The sequence below is a fragment of the Mycoplasma yeatsii GM274B genome (genome assembly GCF_000875755.1).
Lineage (GTDB): Bacteria > Bacillota_I > Bacilli_A > Mycoplasmatales > Mycoplasmataceae > Mycoplasma > Mycoplasma yeatsii.
Map to the genome: position 1 here is coordinate 564884 of NZ_CP007520.1, position 19048 is coordinate 583931.

The 19048-nt window shown below is 24.1% G+C and carries 16 protein-coding genes; 1 reads left to right on the forward strand and 15 read right to left on the reverse strand.

The annotated features are described in order from the left end of the window. Nucleotides 1-6: 6 nt before the first annotated feature. The 15 genes from rnr to hprK form a co-directional block, all read right to left on the reverse strand. Nucleotides 7-2121, reverse strand: coding sequence for a ribonuclease R (gene rnr / locus MYE_RS02360; protein WP_042733371.1), 2115 nt, complete (start codon nucleotides 2119-2121; stop codon nucleotides 7-9). Between the two features lie 35 nt (nucleotides 2122-2156). Beyond that, entirely contained in the window at nucleotides 2157-2450 is a 294-nt protein-coding gene (gene secG / locus MYE_RS02365; protein WP_042733372.1) for a preprotein translocase subunit SecG, read from the reverse strand. A 76-nt stretch (nucleotides 2451-2526) separates the two neighbouring features. Next, nucleotides 2527-3843: a hypothetical protein gene (locus MYE_RS02370; RefSeq protein WP_042733373.1), complete on the reverse strand. Its 1317-nt coding sequence runs from the start codon at nucleotides 3841-3843 to the stop codon at nucleotides 2527-2529. Nucleotides 3844-3979: 136 nt separating this feature from the next. Continuing rightward, nucleotides 3980-5827, reverse strand: coding sequence for a P68 family surface lipoprotein (locus MYE_RS02375; protein ID WP_042733374.1), 1848 nt, complete (start codon nucleotides 5825-5827; stop codon nucleotides 3980-3982). Between the two features lie 196 nt (nucleotides 5828-6023). After that, nucleotides 6024-7865, reverse strand: coding sequence for a P68 family surface lipoprotein (locus MYE_RS02380; RefSeq protein WP_042733375.1), 1842 nt, complete (start codon nucleotides 7863-7865; stop codon nucleotides 6024-6026). 150 nt (nucleotides 7866-8015) lie between these two features. Further along, nucleotides 8016-8816 (reverse strand): ABC transporter permease subunit, encoded by an 801-nt coding sequence (locus MYE_RS02385; RefSeq protein WP_042733376.1) that lies wholly within the window; start codon nucleotides 8814-8816, stop codon nucleotides 8016-8018. Then, on the reverse strand, nucleotides 8797-9759 hold the full coding sequence (locus tag MYE_RS02390; RefSeq protein WP_082028307.1) for a sugar ABC transporter permease: 963 nt from the start codon (nucleotides 9757-9759) through the stop codon (nucleotides 8797-8799). The genes MYE_RS02385 and MYE_RS02390 overlap by 20 nt, the downstream gene beginning before the upstream one ends. Beyond that, complete coding sequence (locus MYE_RS02395; RefSeq protein WP_042733378.1) at nucleotides 9752-10960, reverse strand: ATP-binding cassette domain-containing protein; 1209 nt, start codon at nucleotides 10958-10960, stop codon at nucleotides 9752-9754. Before MYE_RS02395 ends, MYE_RS02390 begins: the two co-directional genes overlap by 8 nt. A gap of 105 nt (nucleotides 10961-11065) precedes the next feature. Then, nucleotides 11066-11461 (reverse strand): MAG6450 family protein, encoded by a 396-nt coding sequence (locus MYE_RS02400; protein WP_236681613.1) that lies wholly within the window; start codon nucleotides 11459-11461, stop codon nucleotides 11066-11068. A 1-nt stretch (nucleotide 11462) separates the two neighbouring features. Then, nucleotides 11463-11915 carry a Panacea domain-containing protein gene (locus MYE_RS02405; protein ID WP_042733379.1) on the reverse strand — a complete coding sequence of 151 codons (453 nt, stop codon included), beginning with the start codon at nucleotides 11913-11915 and terminating at the stop codon, nucleotides 11463-11465. Between the two features lie 136 nt (nucleotides 11916-12051). Then, nucleotides 12052-12984 (reverse strand): DNA-binding protein WhiA, encoded by a 933-nt coding sequence (gene whiA / locus MYE_RS02410; RefSeq protein WP_042733380.1) that lies wholly within the window; start codon nucleotides 12982-12984, stop codon nucleotides 12052-12054. Nucleotides 12985-12997: 13 nt separating this feature from the next. Further along, nucleotides 12998-14440: a prolipoprotein diacylglyceryl transferase gene (locus MYE_RS02415; protein WP_042733381.1), complete on the reverse strand. Its 1443-nt coding sequence runs from the start codon at nucleotides 14438-14440 to the stop codon at nucleotides 12998-13000. A gap of 9 nt (nucleotides 14441-14449) precedes the next feature. Next, nucleotides 14450-15379 carry a thioredoxin-disulfide reductase gene (gene trxB, locus MYE_RS02420; RefSeq protein WP_042733382.1) on the reverse strand — a complete coding sequence of 310 codons (930 nt, stop codon included), beginning with the start codon at nucleotides 15377-15379 and terminating at the stop codon, nucleotides 14450-14452. Next, on the reverse strand, nucleotides 15363-16946 hold the full coding sequence (locus tag MYE_RS02425) for a prolipoprotein diacylglyceryl transferase (protein ID WP_042733383.1): 1584 nt from the start codon (nucleotides 16944-16946) through the stop codon (nucleotides 15363-15365). Before MYE_RS02425 ends, trxB begins: the two co-directional genes overlap by 17 nt. Nucleotides 16947-16960: 14 nt before the next feature. Beyond that, nucleotides 16961-17911, reverse strand: coding sequence for an HPr(Ser) kinase/phosphatase (hprK, locus tag MYE_RS02430; RefSeq protein WP_042733384.1), 951 nt, complete (start codon nucleotides 17909-17911; stop codon nucleotides 16961-16963). A gap of 271 nt (nucleotides 17912-18182) precedes the next feature. On the opposite strand from hprK, the gene MYE_RS04050 reads away from it, so the two are divergent. Further along, on the forward strand, nucleotides 18183-19028 hold the full coding sequence (locus MYE_RS04050; RefSeq protein WP_052491420.1) for a hypothetical protein: 846 nt from the start codon (nucleotides 18183-18185) through the stop codon (nucleotides 19026-19028). Nucleotides 19029-19048: the final 20 nt, after the last annotated feature.

A 19048-nucleotide genomic window follows, 5' to 3' on the forward strand; every position in this document is an offset into this window, starting at 1 on the left:
TTTTTATTATTGTACTAAAACAAAATCGATAGCTCTTTTTTTAACATCAGCATTAATTAATTTAACTTTAACTTTTTGACCCATTCTATAATAAGTATTATCAGGTTTAATTAGTAATTTATTTTCTTCATCATAAACTAAATTATCATCCATATTTGAAATATGAACTAATCCTTCAACCATATTATCTAATTGAACAAACATTCCAAATTTTAGAACTGCAGCAATAGTTCCAGTATATGTTGAACCGACTTTATCAGCCATAAATTCAGCCATACATGCTTTAATAACTTCTCTTTCACAATCAACACTAGTTGTTTCAGTTTCATTAATAATGTTGCATGCTTTTGTAATAAAGTTCTGATTAGATTCTAAAACAAATTTTCTAGTATCTTTTTCTAAAAGATATTGTTTTAAATAACGATGAACCATTAAATCACTATAACGTCTAATTGGTGAAGTAAAGTGTGTATAACACTCACTAGATAATCCAAAATGACCAATATTTTCTAATCCATACTTAGCTTTATCCATGTATTTTAATAGTGAAATATTTAATAATTCTACTTCTACTGGATCTTTAATTTGTTTTTCAATTTGAACTAAAGTACGGTTAATATTTTTTGGATCTAACATTTCAAGTGGAGTTAATTTTGGATCAATTCCAAATGATTTTAAAGATTGATATCAAGTAATTAATTCTTGTTCATCTGGTTTTCCATGATTTCTGTAAATAAAAGGTAGTTCTTTTTCATAGATTAACTCAGCAACTGCTTCATTAGCACTTACCATAAATTGTTCTATTAGTTTTTCAGATTCTCCTGTTGTTCTTGCTGTAATATCAATAACTTTAGAATCTTTATCCATGATAATTTTAGGTTCTCTTACTTCAAAATTAATTGTTCCTCTTTTAACTTTATATGCTTCAATTTTTTTATAAAGTTCATAAGCATTATCAATCATTTGTTTACATTCAACATCATGATTTCAAGTTTTATTTTCAAAGTATTCATTAACTTCTTTATAATTTAATCTAAATTTAGAAATAATAACTGTTTCATAAACTTTTTTACTTAGCATAATTCCATTACTATCAAATTCCATTTCACAAGCCATAGCGAATTTTTTAGTATTTGGGTTTAATGAACATAAATCATCAGATAATACTTTTGGAAGCATAGGTATTACTTTATTAGCTAAATAAGTTGAATTACCTCTAAATAAAGCTTCGTTATCTAAACTAGTTTTAGGTTTAACATAATAACTAACATCAGCAATAGCAACATAAAGTTTGTAATGTCCGTTATCTAATTTTTCAACACAAATAGCATCATCTAAATCTTTAGAATCAATTCCATCAATTGTTACTATCATCTTATCAACTAAAGAATTTTTTTGACGTTTTTTTAATTCATCAGTTTGTTTATCAACTGGTATATTTACTAATTCAGCATCTTTTAAAGTATTGTGATTGAATTCGGTTTTAATTTCAAATTCTTCAGCAATAGCAATAATTCTATCACTTGCTTTTCTAATATCACCAACTACTTTTTGTAATCTTATAAAGATTTTTCTATCTTTAACATTAATAATTTTTGCTTTAATTAATTGATGTTCTTCATATTTAAATTCAGCTTTATTTAAAATTACAAATCTAAAATTATCAAATGATTTATCAGTAGGAATAAAATCTAAGAATTTTTTATCATATGATCTAACTATTTCACCAATTAAAAAGATTTTTTCTCTTTTTACTAGTTCACAAATTACAGCTTTAGTTCTATTGTCTTGATCATCAACAACTGTATAAACAACTTGATCAGTTCCAAAACACCCATTTAAATCAACAGGTGCAACAAAATAATCTTCTTGATCTTCATTTGATAAATCATTAACAAAACCGAACCCTTTTGGATTCAATTTTAAAATACCTTGTTTATATTTATCATCTAATAAATAAATGTGATTAGAATTTGAAATTGCTATTTTATTATCTTCAAATAAGTTATCTAAACTGTTTTTAACATCAACATGATCGATTGTTTTAAATTTAGATAATAATTTATCTAACATAATTTTATGATTATGTTTTTTTAATATCTCTATAATTTTAGATTCCATAATTTCTCCTATCTATTAATAATAAAAAAGAAACACTATACAAGCATAGTGTTTGTGATAATACAAATTGTTAAAGCTAGTATGAAAAATATAATCCCTAAACTTAACATTCATATAGATAATGTTTTATCTAAACCACGTTCTTTTGAGTTAGAAAATAATTCTTCATTACCCCCGTTTAACGCACTAAGTCCAGTTTGAGATTGTTTGTTTTGAATTAAACCAACAAAAATCATTATTATTGAAATTATCATAGCTAATATTTCAAAAGCTAATATTATTTTTCTACCAATTTCCATAGTGTCTGTTGAAACTAGAAATGATAACATAAATTCACCTCGCATAACTAATATAATGATATATTAAAAATATACTAAACACAAAGTAATAATTAATATCTACTTATTATTTTTTAGAAAGACGTTTTTTAATAAAGAATGTTGAACCAGCAATTATTGCAACAGATAAAACTACTACTGAAATTGATACTGCTACTATAAATGCTTTAGATATAGTGTTTAAATTTTCATCTTTAGCTTGAATTACTATAAATTCAGTTTCACCTTTAAAATGAGTTGAATTTTGTTTTGCTTTAATTTTGACTTTAATAGCTGATATTTTTTTATCTCTAATAAATTCTATTGTATAGTCATCATTTAATTTAGCTTTAGATCTTAATTTTGATAGTTTAGTTTCAATTTGTTCAATGACTTTCTTTTGATGTTCATCTATATCTTTTTTAGTATATTGTTTAAAGAATCGTTTATCCTTTAAAATATCAATATCACTAAAATCAATTAGATCAATAGGCAATTGATAATTATTTCAATTAGTAAATTCATTTAAAGTTAAAGCGTTTAATCTTTGAAGATCTATATTTCTAAATTCATCATCATTTCAATCTTTATATCCATTTTGTTTTGCTGCTTGAATGATTAATTGTCCATTTCTACTTTCATAAAAATCTTTTAATGGTTTAACATTTTTTTCAGAACTTACTTGTAGATATGTTTCGTTTGTTTGTTCAAAATTTGAATTTTGTAATTTAAATGACATTTTAACTAAATAACGTCCTTGATAAGCTGATAAATTACTAGTTGGAGACAGTTCTAAACCTGATTCACTTATTTCAATACCTTCACCTTTTGTTTCTCAGTTTTCATCTAAAGCAAATAATTTTGCTGTAAAAGTTTCTTCTTTATTAACCTCTTTAATTTTTAAATTAATATTTTTTGATGAATAACTATATGAAACTCATTTGCTATCAATTTTCTTTTCATCTAATTGAACTTTTAAATCTCTAAATTGATCATCTAAATTATCGATATCTATTTTTAATGTAGGAATGACTAGTTTTTCAGGTTTAATATGAATTGTTACTCTTCCATCTTTATATCTAGCGCTTGCTTTTTTTACTCTTATAACCGCAGTTTCATTGGTTATTTGTTCAAATTCTAGATCATGTCAAAATAACTTATCCTTATTAGCTGAATTACCTTCAATTACAGCTTTTTGAATAGAAGCGATTGTGTTATCTTTAATTTCAAATCCTTGATGATTTTCATTGTTTCCTGTATTTGTAATAACTTCATTTATATCTAATGTTTTACTTTCACTTTTTAAAACAATATTGTTGTTGTTAGATTTAATATTGTTTGTTAAAAAGATTGCGCTTAATGGAGCTATAAAAACTAAACTAGATAATAATAATTTTTTATTCATACTAAAACTTCCTTAAATACTTTATTTATTAATTATATAAGTTAAAAATAATAGTACTTAAAATTAGATAAAAAAAATCAAGATTTTGAATCTAACAAAATCTTGATTAATAATAGAGTGTTTAATTGAAACTTTATTATTGTTGTTTAATTGCAGTTAATTCTTGTAATAATTTATCGAAATCTTTTGTTTCAGTTTGTTCATCTCTAGTTTGATTTAGTAATGATGTTTTTATTGTATTAATCATTTGAGCTGATTTATCATCAGTAGCAACGGCTTTAGCAATTGTATTTTCTTCATTTAGTTTTAATAATGAATCAAGTGATATTGAAGCAGATCTTAACATATTTAATTTAAAGTATAGTGCCTCAGTTTCTGTATTTGCTTCTGTTAGCTCTTCTTTTGTTTTGTCTTTTAATTTTAATTCTAATTCTTGAATTATTTTTTTAAATTCATCTTGTCTATCTTTTGTAACAACATCTTTTAAAGGCATTACATACCCTGAAGTTCTAGCAAGAGTGAATCAGTTATGTTCTTCTTTTGTTCCTATTGTATTTGTACCTGTGTATAGTCAATGTAAGAATTTTTTTGTAGCTCTGTTTACTTTATCATTTGAAGAAGCAACAGGTATAATACTTGATCCTCCTTCGTTGAATACACCATATTTTGAATTTTTACTCTTCATAACTTGTGTTATCATGTAAACATCACTTTCTGATGCATTGTTTTTGTAGAAATCAGCTTCTTGGCCTTTTTCTACTTTTCCTAAGTAAGGATGATTTTTTGTGAATCTTGTAATTTTATTTTGATAAGCTCCAACTGAAGCCGCAAAACTTATCGCACTTTGGAATTTGAAAATTTCTCATGATCCTCATTCTTCTTTACCATTTTTCATGTATTTAATAGAATGGAAGGCTTTTTTTGATTTTACACCTTTTTCATTAACTTCTTTTTTAAATACAGTTTTAGCTGTGTTTGAATAATCGTTTCATAGAGATTTAAATTTTGATTTAAGAACAGTGTCGTCAACTAAGTTATATTTAACTTTTTTATTTTCATCTAGTTGGAAGGCTGATTTTTCTTTTTCATCTATTTTAGTATGTAATTCTTTTAAGAATGTTTGTTCTTGATAATCAATTGACAGCACTTCACCAGATAATGTAGAAGTTGTTATTTTATCTTCATCTTTCATTTTGATGTTATCAGCGAATTTTAAAGCAAGTTCTCTAATACCATCTAATGTTTCAAAAGTTTCATCATTAACTGTATAACCCTCAAATGGCTTTGGATTTTGTTCAGTTGTTTTAAGTTCAATATGTGATCAAATTGAAGTTGTTGGAATATCTTTTTCTTTTATAGTTTTAGATTTTTTTACAATATCAGATTCTTCACTTACTGTTCCTCCACCTTGTTTGATTATTTCAAACATTTTATTTAATAATCTTAAGTTGAAAACAACAGAATCAACATCAGCATTATCAAAAGGAATGTTAAAAATTTTATCAGTTGATCCCTGTCCTGCTAAAACTGAGTGTAGATCAGCAATTTTATCAAAGAATAAATCCTTTTTAATTCCTTTATCAGATAGATCTAATAATCTTCCTTCTTGGTTAATAACATACGCTCCTGATTGAGCACCTAAAATAATGTTTGGAACTTTTTTAAAATCACGAGATTCAATATTGTTTTTAGCATCTCTTATTAATTTGAACTCATCAAAAGATCCATGACCTTGTATTTTTTCTCCATCTACTTCATAAGCGTCTTGGAATTGGAATTTTACTTTTATGAAATCTTGATCATTTTTAAATTTTTCATTGTAGTGTGCAGCAAAAGGTTTTAAAGCTGTAGATAGCGGGTAAGCTTGACCTTGTGCTGTTTGAAAGATAATACTTGGTTCTTGATCTTTATAACAAGCTACGACACTCATCATACCTGATGAACCTATAACTAATGAACTTAATCCTAATAATAACTTTTTCATTACTAAATCCTCCTTATACTTATTTAGTTAAGTATCTACAATTAAATTATTACATTGTTTTTTCAATTATCATCACTTTTTTTAAAATTACTCAATAGCATTTTATTAAGAAAATAATAGTCTTTAAAAATTTAATAAAAAACAAGATTTGAGTGTTTTCAAATCTTGCTATTCGTTATTATTTTTAAATTAAGTTTTATTGTGATTTTTTACTTTCTAGATCTGCTAGTAATTTGTTAAATTCTATAATTTCTGATTTTTTATCTGTAGTTTGATTCAATAATGCTGTGATTATTGATCCAACCATTTGAGCTGATTTGTCATCAGTAACCATTGCTTTAGCAATTGTTTTTTCATCATTTAATTTTAATAACGATTCAAGAGAAATTGAAGAAGATCTTAGCATGTTTAATTTAAAGTGTAATGATGAAAGTTCTTTATTTTCTACTAGCTCTTTATCTTTTTTACCTTCTATTTTTTGTTCTAGTTCTTGAATTTGTTTTTTGAATGTTTCTAATGTTTCATTTTTAACAACATCTTTTAAAGGCATTACATACCCTGAAGTTCTAGCAAAAGTATATCAGTTATGTTCTTCTTGAGTTGTTCCTATTTTATTTTTACCTTTATAGAATCATTCTAAGAATTTTTTTGTAGCTCTATTTGCTTTGTCATTTCTTGAATCAATTGGAATAATGCTTGATCCACCTTCATTAAATATTTCATGTTTTGAACTTTTAGTTTTTGTTACTTGAGTAGTCATATAAACATCACTCTCACCAGCATTAGTTTTATAGAATTCTTCATCTTTACCTTCTTGAACTTTTCCTAAGTATGGATGAGATTTTGTAATTGTACTAATTTTATTTTGATAAGCTCCAACTGATGCTGCAAAACTCATTGCACTTTGGAATTTTAATACTTGTCATGAACCTCATTCTTCTGTACCATTTTTCATATATTTAATAGCATGAAATGCTTTTGTAGAGGCTCCTACATTATGTCTAATTGAAAGTTTTGCGGTTTGTGAATAATTTTCTCATAATGATTTAAATTCTTTTTTGAACTCGTCATCTTCAATTAAGTTATATTTAACTTTTTTATTTTGATCTAATTGAAAGGCAGATTTTTCTTTATCTTCAATTTTAGTATGTAATTCTTTTAAAAATGCTTGTTCTTGATAATCGATTGACAATACATCTCCTGATAATGTTGAATCAGTAATTTTTGCTTTGTTTTCTTGTTTTATTTCAATATTTTCAGCAAATTTTTTAGCCAATTCTCTTACACCATCTATTGTTTTAAAAGTTTCGCCATTAACAGTGAAATTTTCAAATGGTTTTTCATTTTCTTCTGTTGTTTTAAGATCGATATATGCTCAAATTGAAGTTGTAGGAATATCTTTATTTTGGATTGCTAAAGCTTTTTTAATAATCTCAGAATCTTGACTTATAGTTCCTCCACCTTGTTGAATTATTTCAAACATTTTATTCAGTAATCTTAAGTTAAAAATAAGAGCATCAACATCAGCATTATCAAAAGGAATATTAAAAATTTTATCAGTTACACCTTGTCCTGCTAAAACTGAGTGTAGATCTGCAATTTTATCAAAGAAGAAATCTTTTTTAATACCTTTATCAGATAGATCTAATAATCTTTTATCTTGATTAATTATATAAGCTCCTGATTGAGCACCTAAAATAATGTTTGGAACCTTTTTAAAGTCGCCTGATTCAATATTAGATTTAGCATTCTTAATTAAACCAAACTCACTAAAAGATCCGTGACCTTGTACTTTTTCTCCATCAAATTCATAATCGTCTTTAAATTGAATTTTTACTTTCATGAAATCATCAGTATCTTTAAAAGTATCATTATAATATTTAATAAAAGGTTTTAAAGCTATAGCTAGCGGAAATGCTTGTCCTTGAGCTACTTGAAAAACGACACTTGTAGGTTGTTGTTTATAACAAGCAACAGCTGTCATCATTCCTGATGAACCAACAACTAATGAACTTAATCCTAATAATAACTTTTTCATTATCTAATCTCCTTACACTTATGTTTAATTGAGTATCTAAATAGATATTACATTATTTGAAAAAATATTTTTGATTTTTGAAACTATTAAAAAAAGTAAAAATTATAGAAACAAATCTAATAATTTTTACTTTTAATTTCTATTATTTTTTTAATTAAACCTAATTATTTTTTTAGAAAATATTGCATAAATACTTAACGGTATAGTTAAAGCGATGACTGCTCCTGCTGCTTTTAAATTTGTAAAATTACCTTCGACACTACTTCCTAATTCTAAATATCAAATTGATATATTAGTATAACCATCAGTTAATAAAAATCTAGGTCATAAATAATCATTTCAAACTGAAACAAATGAAAAGATGATTAATAATAAATATCCTAATTTCATTTTAGGTAAATAAACATAAAATAGTTTTTCATGTAATTTTAAATTATCGTTTTTCATAACTTTATGCTTATTTTCATAAACACTTTTAGCAATATTAAACATATAAGTAAAATTGAAAAATGAAAATAAAGAATTAGTTATATAACTGAACATTAAATCTCTAAAACCGATAAAGATAAGTACTCTTTTTAAACTTAAATATATACTAAATTCAGGTATTAAACTAATGATTAAAAAGAAATATAAAAAGATTTTTTGATACTTTTGATTCATTTTTAATAATCCTGCTATTGCTAGAGAATAAACTAATAATCTAAAAGAAATTAAAATAGTTGCAAATAACAGTGTTTGATAAATAGCAGGAAAAATATTACTTTTAAAAGCTTCACTAAAATTAGATCATTCTCATTCTTTTATAAATATAAACGTTTTATTACTAGCTATTGAGCTAGTTGAAACTAATGATTGTAATAATAAATAGTATAAAGGAAATAATACCACTACTAATAAGATTCCTATTAATAAATATTTAATTAATTCTTTAATTATTTTGATGATCATGATTTTTATTACCTTTCAATTTAATTATTTTAAAGTAAATACTTTTAATAGTTTTTATTCTTAATAATTGAATAATACATAGTAGTGATAATAAATAAGCAAAACTAAAGAATGCTGATGCATATCCTTTTTCAAATTTTAATGAAGAATTATTTCCTGAACCTAAAAACTTAAGAGTATAACTAGTTAAAGTATGAGCTAGATTAGAATCAACACTATAAGTTGGTTCTAAAATTGCTTCAGGTAATAAAAGTGTTGAGAAAATAAAATTAGTAAATAAAACAGAAAATAATACTTTAGATATTTCATTAGCATAAACAAATCTAAATTTTTGAAACATTGTTAATTTATCGTTTCTCATTAATCTATAATATTTAGCTTCAGCTCTTGATAAACTTGCTGCAAATAATACTAAATTAAAAGGTAGAGATCTCCATAATTGAAATATAGAATAATAAATTCAAATAGGTAGTTTATGATCTCCTAACATAAAACTATATTTGTCTAATCCTAAAATATAAAAGAATAAGTTTTTAGAACCAAAAAACATACTAAATGCAATTCCTATAGCAAATCCTGAAATGAAAAATTGTGAATATATAATTGATATAAATATTCTTTTACTTGTTTTAAATAATAATGAATTAATTAATAATGCAAATAATAAAGCTAGTGAGATTGAAAAACCGCTTCCAAATATTAACACTAATGTACTATTTAAAACTGCGTGTTGAAATAACCTATCGCTTAAAATATTGTTGTAATTATTAAAGTTAACTTCATAGCTAGTTCTATCTGCTTCATTTGGTAAAAATCTTAATGATTTTGCAAAAGTATGAAAAATAGGAATTAAAGTAAATAATAAAACACAAATTAATAAAGGCAGTAATAATAAGCTTGTTTGAAAAATATCTTTTGATCTTTTTTTGATTTTTTTATTCATAGACTCTATTACCTTTATCATCAAATATTAAAACATCATTATTAGAGTATTTTATATTTACACTTGACCCTATTTCTATATTATTTTCACTGATTAAAACTGATCAATTGTTATCGTTAGAATAATCTATAGTATAAAGTGTTTTATCACCTAAATTTTTACGATCAATTATTTTATATTTACCATTAATATCTGGTTGGATTTCAATTTTATTATGTCTTATATAATAATGTTTATCATCTTTAATACCGATGTAATTAATTTCAGGATAACCGATAAATTTAGCAACAAATAAATTATTAGGATTATCATACATTTCATTACCTGAAGAATATTGTTGAATTTCTCCTTTATTTAATAAAATGATTTGATCACTAATTTTTAGTGCATCTTGTTGATCGTGAGTAACAATAATTAAACTTAAGTTAAATTCTCTTTTAACTTTAATTAATCATTGAATTGTTGATTCTTTTATTTTTGCATCTAATGCTGAAAAAGGTTCATCCATTAATATTAAATTAGTTTTTTTAATAATACCTTTTGCAAATGCAACACGTTGTTTTTGACCACCACTTAATTCATTAACATTTTTATATAACAGTTGGTCTATATCTAACTTTTTAGCTATTTTTTCTATTTCAATTTTAAAAAGATTTTTTAACTTAACTTCTTTTAAAAATTTAAATTTATTTTTAACATGTTTATTGAATAACAAACTAAAAATTAATTTAAGATAGTTAATTTTTATTTTTGATTTATTTAATGAATGAATGCTTTTTTTATAATCATCAAATAATTTAATTATTTTTTGATCATTAAGATTGTTTTTGATTATGTAATTTTGAAAAAATTCAACTCTAACTGAATTAACTCATTTATCATAGTTTTTAGCACTTAAATAGACATTGTTAAAAACTGTAGTATTTTCATATACTGAATTTTCTTGCATTATATATGATACTTCATGAATTGAAGGATTGTTTTTAATTTTAATTTCTCCACTAGTTGGTTTTATAAATCCTAAAATTAAGTTTAATAATGTAGTTTTACCGCTACCTGATGGACCTAATAAACAGATAATTTCGTTCTTATTTATTGTTAATTCTCCTATATTAACATCATCGAACTTTTGTTTTTTAGAATACTTAAAAATTAGGTTTTTTATAGTGATTAGATGTTCGCTTTTTGGTTCACTTTTCATAACACTTTTATTTTATTACAAAATCATTAATTCTAAGCAAAGTATATTATTAAAAAGTTTTTCTAAAGTTGTTAGCAAAAATAAAAAAAGACAATCATGTCTTTTTTACGCTTTATGAAAATTGTGATTTGGATCTATTTTAGTTATTACAAAGTAACTGTCCTGATTAAAATAACCAAATAATCTAAAACTACTTCTATCTTTTCCTAAATGTATTTCTGAAACGAATTCATCTTTTATAAATCTCTTTTCAATAGGTTTTTGCTTTGTTCTTAATAATAAGTTTTCAACCTGTGATATTGTTAAGTTTTTGCCAAGTATCTCATTTATGAATTTGCTAAATTTCTTTAATCCATCGGTAGATAAATCTTTAAAATCAAAATTATTATCTAATTTGTGCTCTATTGCTATTTTAAAAGGTAAACTTTTATTTAAAGTTAAATGCCCGCGTTTTGATTCTTTTGAATTGCTTTGATTTGTAAGGATATTTTTATTTTTCAAATTAGTCACCTATATAAATGCTTTTATAAAAAGTTTTCATATCTTCGAAACTAATTAATTGATTTGATCTTTCAAATTCAGTTAAATCTTTTCTAGCTTTTTTTCAAGGATCTTCAGAATGAGATAAAGCTTCTAATTCATACCCTGATTTATCACCATAAGTACATCAAACTGAGTCTAAAAGGTTAAGAGTATCTTCATCAAAAATTGAGTCGTTAAAAGGTTTTTGTGGAATTTTATTTCAACCAAATTCTTTATAGTCATTTCATAATTCAGGAGAAACTGGACCATGTATTCATGCTTGAAAAGAAGTATCATTTAAAATACCACTATCAAATAAAGCACAAGATCATGCTTCAGTATAATAAGTTAATTTTTGTAACTTTTTGTGAGTCATGCTTTCTTTAGATAAAAATCAAGCTGAAATATCTTTATAACTATACTTCTTATTCATACCTATCACCGTTTCAACATTATCTCTATTTAAAGTTTAGCACAAATTATAACCTTTATCATCAAAAATAAATCAGTGCTAAATTAATAAAAATATTTTCATATCTAAATAAAAAAGTTAGTAAAATACTAACTAATTACTTTAAATATTTATCCATTGTTCTAAATAAATTACTTACTCCAGATTTTGTAATACTATAACCTTTTTGATTCATTTCTTCAACTAGTTCAATATATGAATAATCTGGATTTTGTATTCTTATTTCAGCTAAAACTTGAGCTTTTTTACTTAGTAAATGAAATTGATTAGATTCTTTTAAATAGTTAATCATTTCAACTTGTTTTTTACCTGCTTTTAAAACTTTAGTTTGATTTGAAATATCAATATTATTAACTCTATTGATACTGTTATAAACATCACGAGAAATTCTTTCATTTTCAAAAGCTAAAACAGAATTAGTAGCATCAATTAATTTTAAAAAATCAGACACCATAATTGACCTTTTTAAATAACAAATAAATCTATTTGCATTACGTTCTAATAATTTAAAATCAAAACCTAAATCTTTAGTTAACAACATAAAACGATCAGCATCAATTAAAGTTTTAAATTGTAATTCTAAATGATAATTACTTGTTTTTGGAGAATTCACTGATCCAACTGCTGTAAAAATTCCTGCAATATAAGCTCTTAGAATTGAAGTTTTATCTTTAATTGATTCATCAACTTGATAATCATAAATTTTTTGATTTTCTTTGTTATAAATTTTTAGATCTTGTAAGAATTTATCAACGTCCCCAATTAAAGTTAAAACAAATGTTTTATTCTTTTTTAATACTTGAGATTGAATAATTGATATTTCAACTTCTCCATTAAAAAACTCTTTTGTAAAACTTAATAATGTTCTTGCTATTTTATTACTTATTGTTGAAAATCTTATTTTTTGAGCTTGATTAGAAAAGATAATATCAGAGCTATATCTAATAAATCCAGAAAGATAAGCTAGTTTTTGATCGTGATTAAAACTATGAGTAACTACTTCTTCTTTAACTTCTAAAGCAAATGACATATCTTTCTCCTTATTAAACTTCAACAATACTAAAATATTCTACTTCGTATAATCAATTAGGTTTTCTAAATAATCTACAAAATACATATTGAGAACAAATTATTCCAATAAATCCAATAACAACTGATAATCCTATGATAGATAATGATAAATCTTTATTATTTGAAATAAATAAATTATCATTTGATCTAGTTAATTCTAAAACATATCTAACAACGTTTCATAACATAAAATAACTAAACATAGCTACTCCACTTTTAGTAATAGCATAATTGTTTTTATTATTTAAATCTAATAAAAGTTGATTAGTTTGTCATTTTTTAACTATAAAGTTTTTATCAGCTAATTTTACTTGTGATGCTTTTATTTTAAATTCTTCAACAGCATTTGATTTCGTATTATTTGATAAAGCTTGTTTTCAAGCATCTTTACTACTTATTTTTTGATCAGTTGATTTAACTCAAGGTTTGAAAAATTGAACAAAACTAAATAATCAATCAATTTTAATTACATTATTATTAGCATCAATTGGTTTAGAAAATAGTTTATAAATATTAGGAATAATAAAAGTAATTACAACTCAACAAGTTAATAATAAAATTGATTCATAGAAAAATATTGGAGAAAGTAATACTAAATTACCTTCTGATAATTCAACTCCATTAATTACTGTTGTTTGTCCATTATAAACTGATAATGAATTTTTTAAAATGATATCTGGTAATCATAATGGTCTAGCATTATTTTGTAAAAATGCTCCAAATAATTGATCAATATCTGCATCAGTATAATTTCTAGAAATTGAATTAGCTATTTTTGCAATTGGATGACCTAATACTTCGTGATTAAAAAAGTTTCCTCATCTTCCGATTACTTGACCTAATAAAATATTTGGAATAATTGCATCTCCATAAACTAATAAAGAAGTTTTAGTTCTTCGTCCTACAATATAGAAAAAGATTATTCCTACAAAAGTTCCAGCAAATACTCCACCATGAATTGCTAATCCACCTTCTCAAAATGCAAATCTTTCGAAAAATGATATATTTGTTTGATCAATCTTTCCAAAAAATGACGCACCTAACAATGAAGCAGGAATAATAAAAATTACTGAAAGTGATAAGTCATTTATTGATAATCCTTTTTTATAAAAATTAACTAAACTATAAGCAATTGATAGCATCATTCCAACAGTCATTGTCAGAGAATATATTCTTATTTTTCCATATTCTGGTTTTACACTCTTATAAGTTAAAGAAGTGTGATTACTATTTGATGGATCAGAAAATGAATTACCATCAATTCAGTCTTGACGTAATAATGAAGTTGTTAAAACTAAAAATAAAACTACAGATAAACTTAATAACACTCATAAACTAATAGCAATGATTGATTTATCTTTAACTAGTTTTAACTTAAGATTGCAAGCTGATTTTTTTGTCTTTTTTTCTGTCATAAAATCACCTTACTTCACTTCTTGAACATATTCAACAGCCATTTGACCGGCAATAGCTCCATCACCACAAGCAATAGCAATTTGACGTAAAGGTACATCTCTAACATCACCTGCAATATATAATCCTTTAATTGTTGATTCCATTTTATCAGTTGTAGGAATGTATCCTTTTTCGTTTTCTAAATGTAAATCTTTAACTGATTCAATTACAGGAGTTGATCCAATGTAAGGGAAAATTGCATCAACTTTTATTGTTTTTTCTCCTTCTGGAGTATTTACTAAAATTGATTCAACTTTTTCTTCACCATTAATTTGTTTAACTTGAGATTTTAAAATAAATTCAACGTTGTTTTGCGCTTTTAATTTTGCAACTTTATTAGCATCAGCTCTAAATACATCTCTTCTTACAATTAAATAAACTTTATCTACTAATTGAGATAAATACATAGCTTCTTGAACAGCAGAATAACCTCCACCTACAACTGCAACTGGTTTATTTTTATAAAATGCACCATCACAAACTGCACAATAACTTACACCTTTACCGTATAATTTATCTTCACCAGGAATGCCTAATTTATTTTCTTCAGTTCCACTAGCTAAAATAACTGAAATAGCTTTTTTAATTTCACCATTTGATAACTCTACTTCAAATAGATCTTCATTTTTTGTAATTTTACTTACACCATAAAATTGTATTTCAGCTCCTAAACTTGTAGCTTGCATATACATTTTCATAGCTAAATCAGGTCCAGTAATTGTTTCAAATCCAGGATAGTTTTCAATTAGATCTGTTTTAACTAATTTTCCACCTGGAGCTGAATGTTCAAATACAACTGTTTTTAAACCTGCACGTGTTGTATAAATAGCTGCAGTTAGTCCAGCTGGACCTGCTCCAACTATTAAAACGTCATAAACTTCATTAGTAAGATTTTTCATATAATCAACCTATCTCTCTTCATTTATAAGGCGCTATAAATTGCGCTATTAATATTATTGCAATTCCACTTAATAAAATTAAACTTAAAATAATAAAATTTATTACTGAATGATTTTGAATAAAATATTCTGTTGGTTTTCTAAATGATTCTAAAATAATTCTAATAATTAAATAACCTGTAATAAAACACCCAGTAGCAACACCACATCTAATAACTAAATAATTATGTGGATTATGTAACTTTTCTAATTCTTTTGAATATGGATTTACATTAAATATTTTATTTCAAATACTATATGTTTTATAGTAATTGTTTTGTTTTTGTTTAAAGATTTGTTTTTCTTTAGCTAAATCTTGTTTTAATAAATTTAATAATTCATTATATTGAGTTGAATTTTTATTTAATCTAGATAATTTTAAATCATAATCTTTTTGAATTTTAATTAGTTTATTTTTATGTTGAATTTTGATTCTTTTAAATTGTTGTTCAGCATTGTATTTTGAATCAAAATAATTAAAAATTTCTTTTTCAATTTGATTTACACTATTTTGATCAGGTTCATATCAATAAAATGCTTTATTTCAAGCTTGATAAAATGATAGTTTTAATTCAATTTCTTGATCATCTTTATTTATAATAACTTTTTTATATTTAACAGGAACTAGTGTTTGAATATCTTTAATATCACTTTCTTTTAATGATTTGTATTGTTTATTAAATCAACCTGGAAATGCTTTTGGTTCTAATTGTCAAGGTTTAGGTTTTGAAAATCACATACCTATATTTCTAACAACAAAAGTAATTAATATTCATAAAATAAAATTTAAAAATGATTCAAATAAAAATAATGGTTGGTTGTAAGTTATTTTTTGATTTAAAACTTGATCAAAAGTTTGATTGTTATATTCACTACTTATAAAATGTTTAATTTTGTCATAAACATCACTTCCAACTATTCATCACCCATCATGATTAATTAATAGATCATTAACATTATCAGGATTATGAAAAGTAGCGAAACTAGGAAAATAAAATAACTTATTTTTAATGAATTCAGGTAGATAATAAAGCGATTCATAATTAACTTGAGATCCTAAAATTTCATGATTATAAAAATTACCTCATCGTCCTATCATTTGACCTAATAAAATATTTGGAATTATACAATCAGCATAAACTCATAATGATATTTTAGTTACTTTAGATCTTTTTAAAAAGAATGCTATTCCAAATAACGTACCAAATAATAAAGAACCAAATAAAGACATACCAGGATCTCAAAAGAAAAATATTTTATACCAAGTATTTGGTTGTTGATAAAAAGGTAGAAATATTTTTCCAAAAATAGTTGCTCCTAAAATACCTGCAGGAATAATTATAAAAATTGATGTTTCAAATTCTTTTAATGGGATACCTTTTCTTTTTAAATGAACAATACTAGCAATTATTACTAAAATAATTCCAATGAACATAAAAATAGGATAAGCAGGTACTACACCAAAAAGATTTCTAGCTTTTGATGGATCGCCATTTTGTTCTAGTCATTGATAGTACGTGTTTGGCATTTAGATTCTCCTTTCTAATCTTCTGATTCTTCGATAAATTTAAGTGTTCTTTTTTCTAGTAAATCAACTATGTTTTCTGCTTGATCTGATTGATGTATTTTTAATTGACCAATAGCTGCTTGAATAATATTTGTAATACTTCGTCCTGCACTAACTGGAATAGAAATATGTTTAACTTTAACTCCTAAAATATCAGTTTCATTTCATTCAAATCCAATTCTTTCAGTTGAATCAATCCCATCTTCTTTAAATGGTACAAGTTCAATAACTAAATCAACTAGTGTTTCTTCCATAATAATTTGATATCCACTAGCTTTAGCTATATCAAAGATCCCGATCCCTCTAACTTCAACTAAGTTTTTTAAAATAGGATGAGATTTTCCGAAAATTTTATTTGATTTTTTAGTAAGAATTATTCTATCATCACCAACAAATAAGTGGTTGTTTTTTACTAATTCTAAAGCTATCTCTGATTTTCCGATTCCTGATTTTCCTTTAATTAAAACACCTTTTCCAAAGATATTTAATAAAGTAGCGTGTTCTTCAATTGTTGGAGAGAAAAATTTATCATAAACATCAAAAAGTCTTCTTAATAATTGTGCTGTTGATTCATAAAAAATCTTTATTAATGGTTTATTTAGTTTTTTAGCAATATCGATCAAAACTTCATCATTAAAATTCTTAGTAATAATAATTAAAGGTGGATTTGAATTAATTAAATCGGTATATTTTTTGATTCTAGTTTCTTTATTAAACATTGACATATATTGTTGTTCTTTTGTTGATAATAAAACAGCTCTTCTATATCTTTGATCTTCTAATTCTCTAAAAAATCCAGTTAATTCTAAACCTGCACGATTTATTCCATAACTTTTAATTTCATTATCTAAGTTATTTTCTCCAGCTAAGATTTGATAATCTAAATTTAAATTATTAATAAGTTTTTTAATGGTTAGTTTTTTCATTTTCTCTCCTTGTAACTAATATTTATTTTACTCTATATTAAGTCATTAATTAAATAAGTAAATGTTTTTAAAATCGTTTATTTTTTAAAATTCTTAAAACACTAGTAATTTATCATTTTAAACAATAAAATATTGCTCTATAATATTTTATTGTTGATTAAATTGTGCGATACAAATTAAGACCTTAAATATAAATAAAAACATCTGAAATAAACGATAAATCTGAAAAATTTAATATGCAGTTTTAATCATAAACGTAGAAAGGAGATATATGAAAAATAAAATTCACTTACTAGTTTTAATATCAATATTTACATATGTATTCTTTTTCTTACACATAAATCTTGATGACATGGTTTTGTACAAAATTGTTGGTCAAAAATTTGGAGTTGATTATTCACTAAGTATGAATTCACCAACTTGACTTGATGAGTGAAATAGATTATTAGGTACAAATTTTTATTCAAATACACCAATCAATATTTGAAAAGAATGCATAATTAACAGCGATTTAAAACTTCAAGGATTTACTGAAAGAGGTTCATTTATTCATAATGTAACAAATTGAATAAAAATTGGTCTATCCGGGATAGCAATAACATTAATCATATTTATATGTAAAAAGAGTGTTTTTAAACCTATCAAAAATTTTAAAGAATATTTAGCAAATAGAAGAAGTTTTATTAATTCAGAAATGGATGAAACTATAAAATTTCTTGAAAATTTAAAAAATAAAATCGTATCAAATGAATCAGAAGAAAAAGATATTCATAAATGTAATATATGCACTAAAAAAATACCAAATTTTATAACCGACTTTGATAAATTAAAGTATAAACCTATTTATGCTATTAGATTGATTAATGACATAGAGAAATCTTATTATAAAAATACATTAAAAAACGAAGTAGAAGAATATTTGAATTTGATTGATTTAGTAATTAATCTTATTAATGAGATAAAAGATAAAGAAATTTCTAATAAACAGTCAATACTGCCTAGAAATGAGTTATTCCCCATAGCAAAAAGAGCGGTTGAATACCATTCTAAAAACTCTTGATTTTACATATCATACTGTGCTGAATCTAATAAAAATAAAATTTTAAAAAGAGAGTAGGACAAAGTTATTAGACTCCC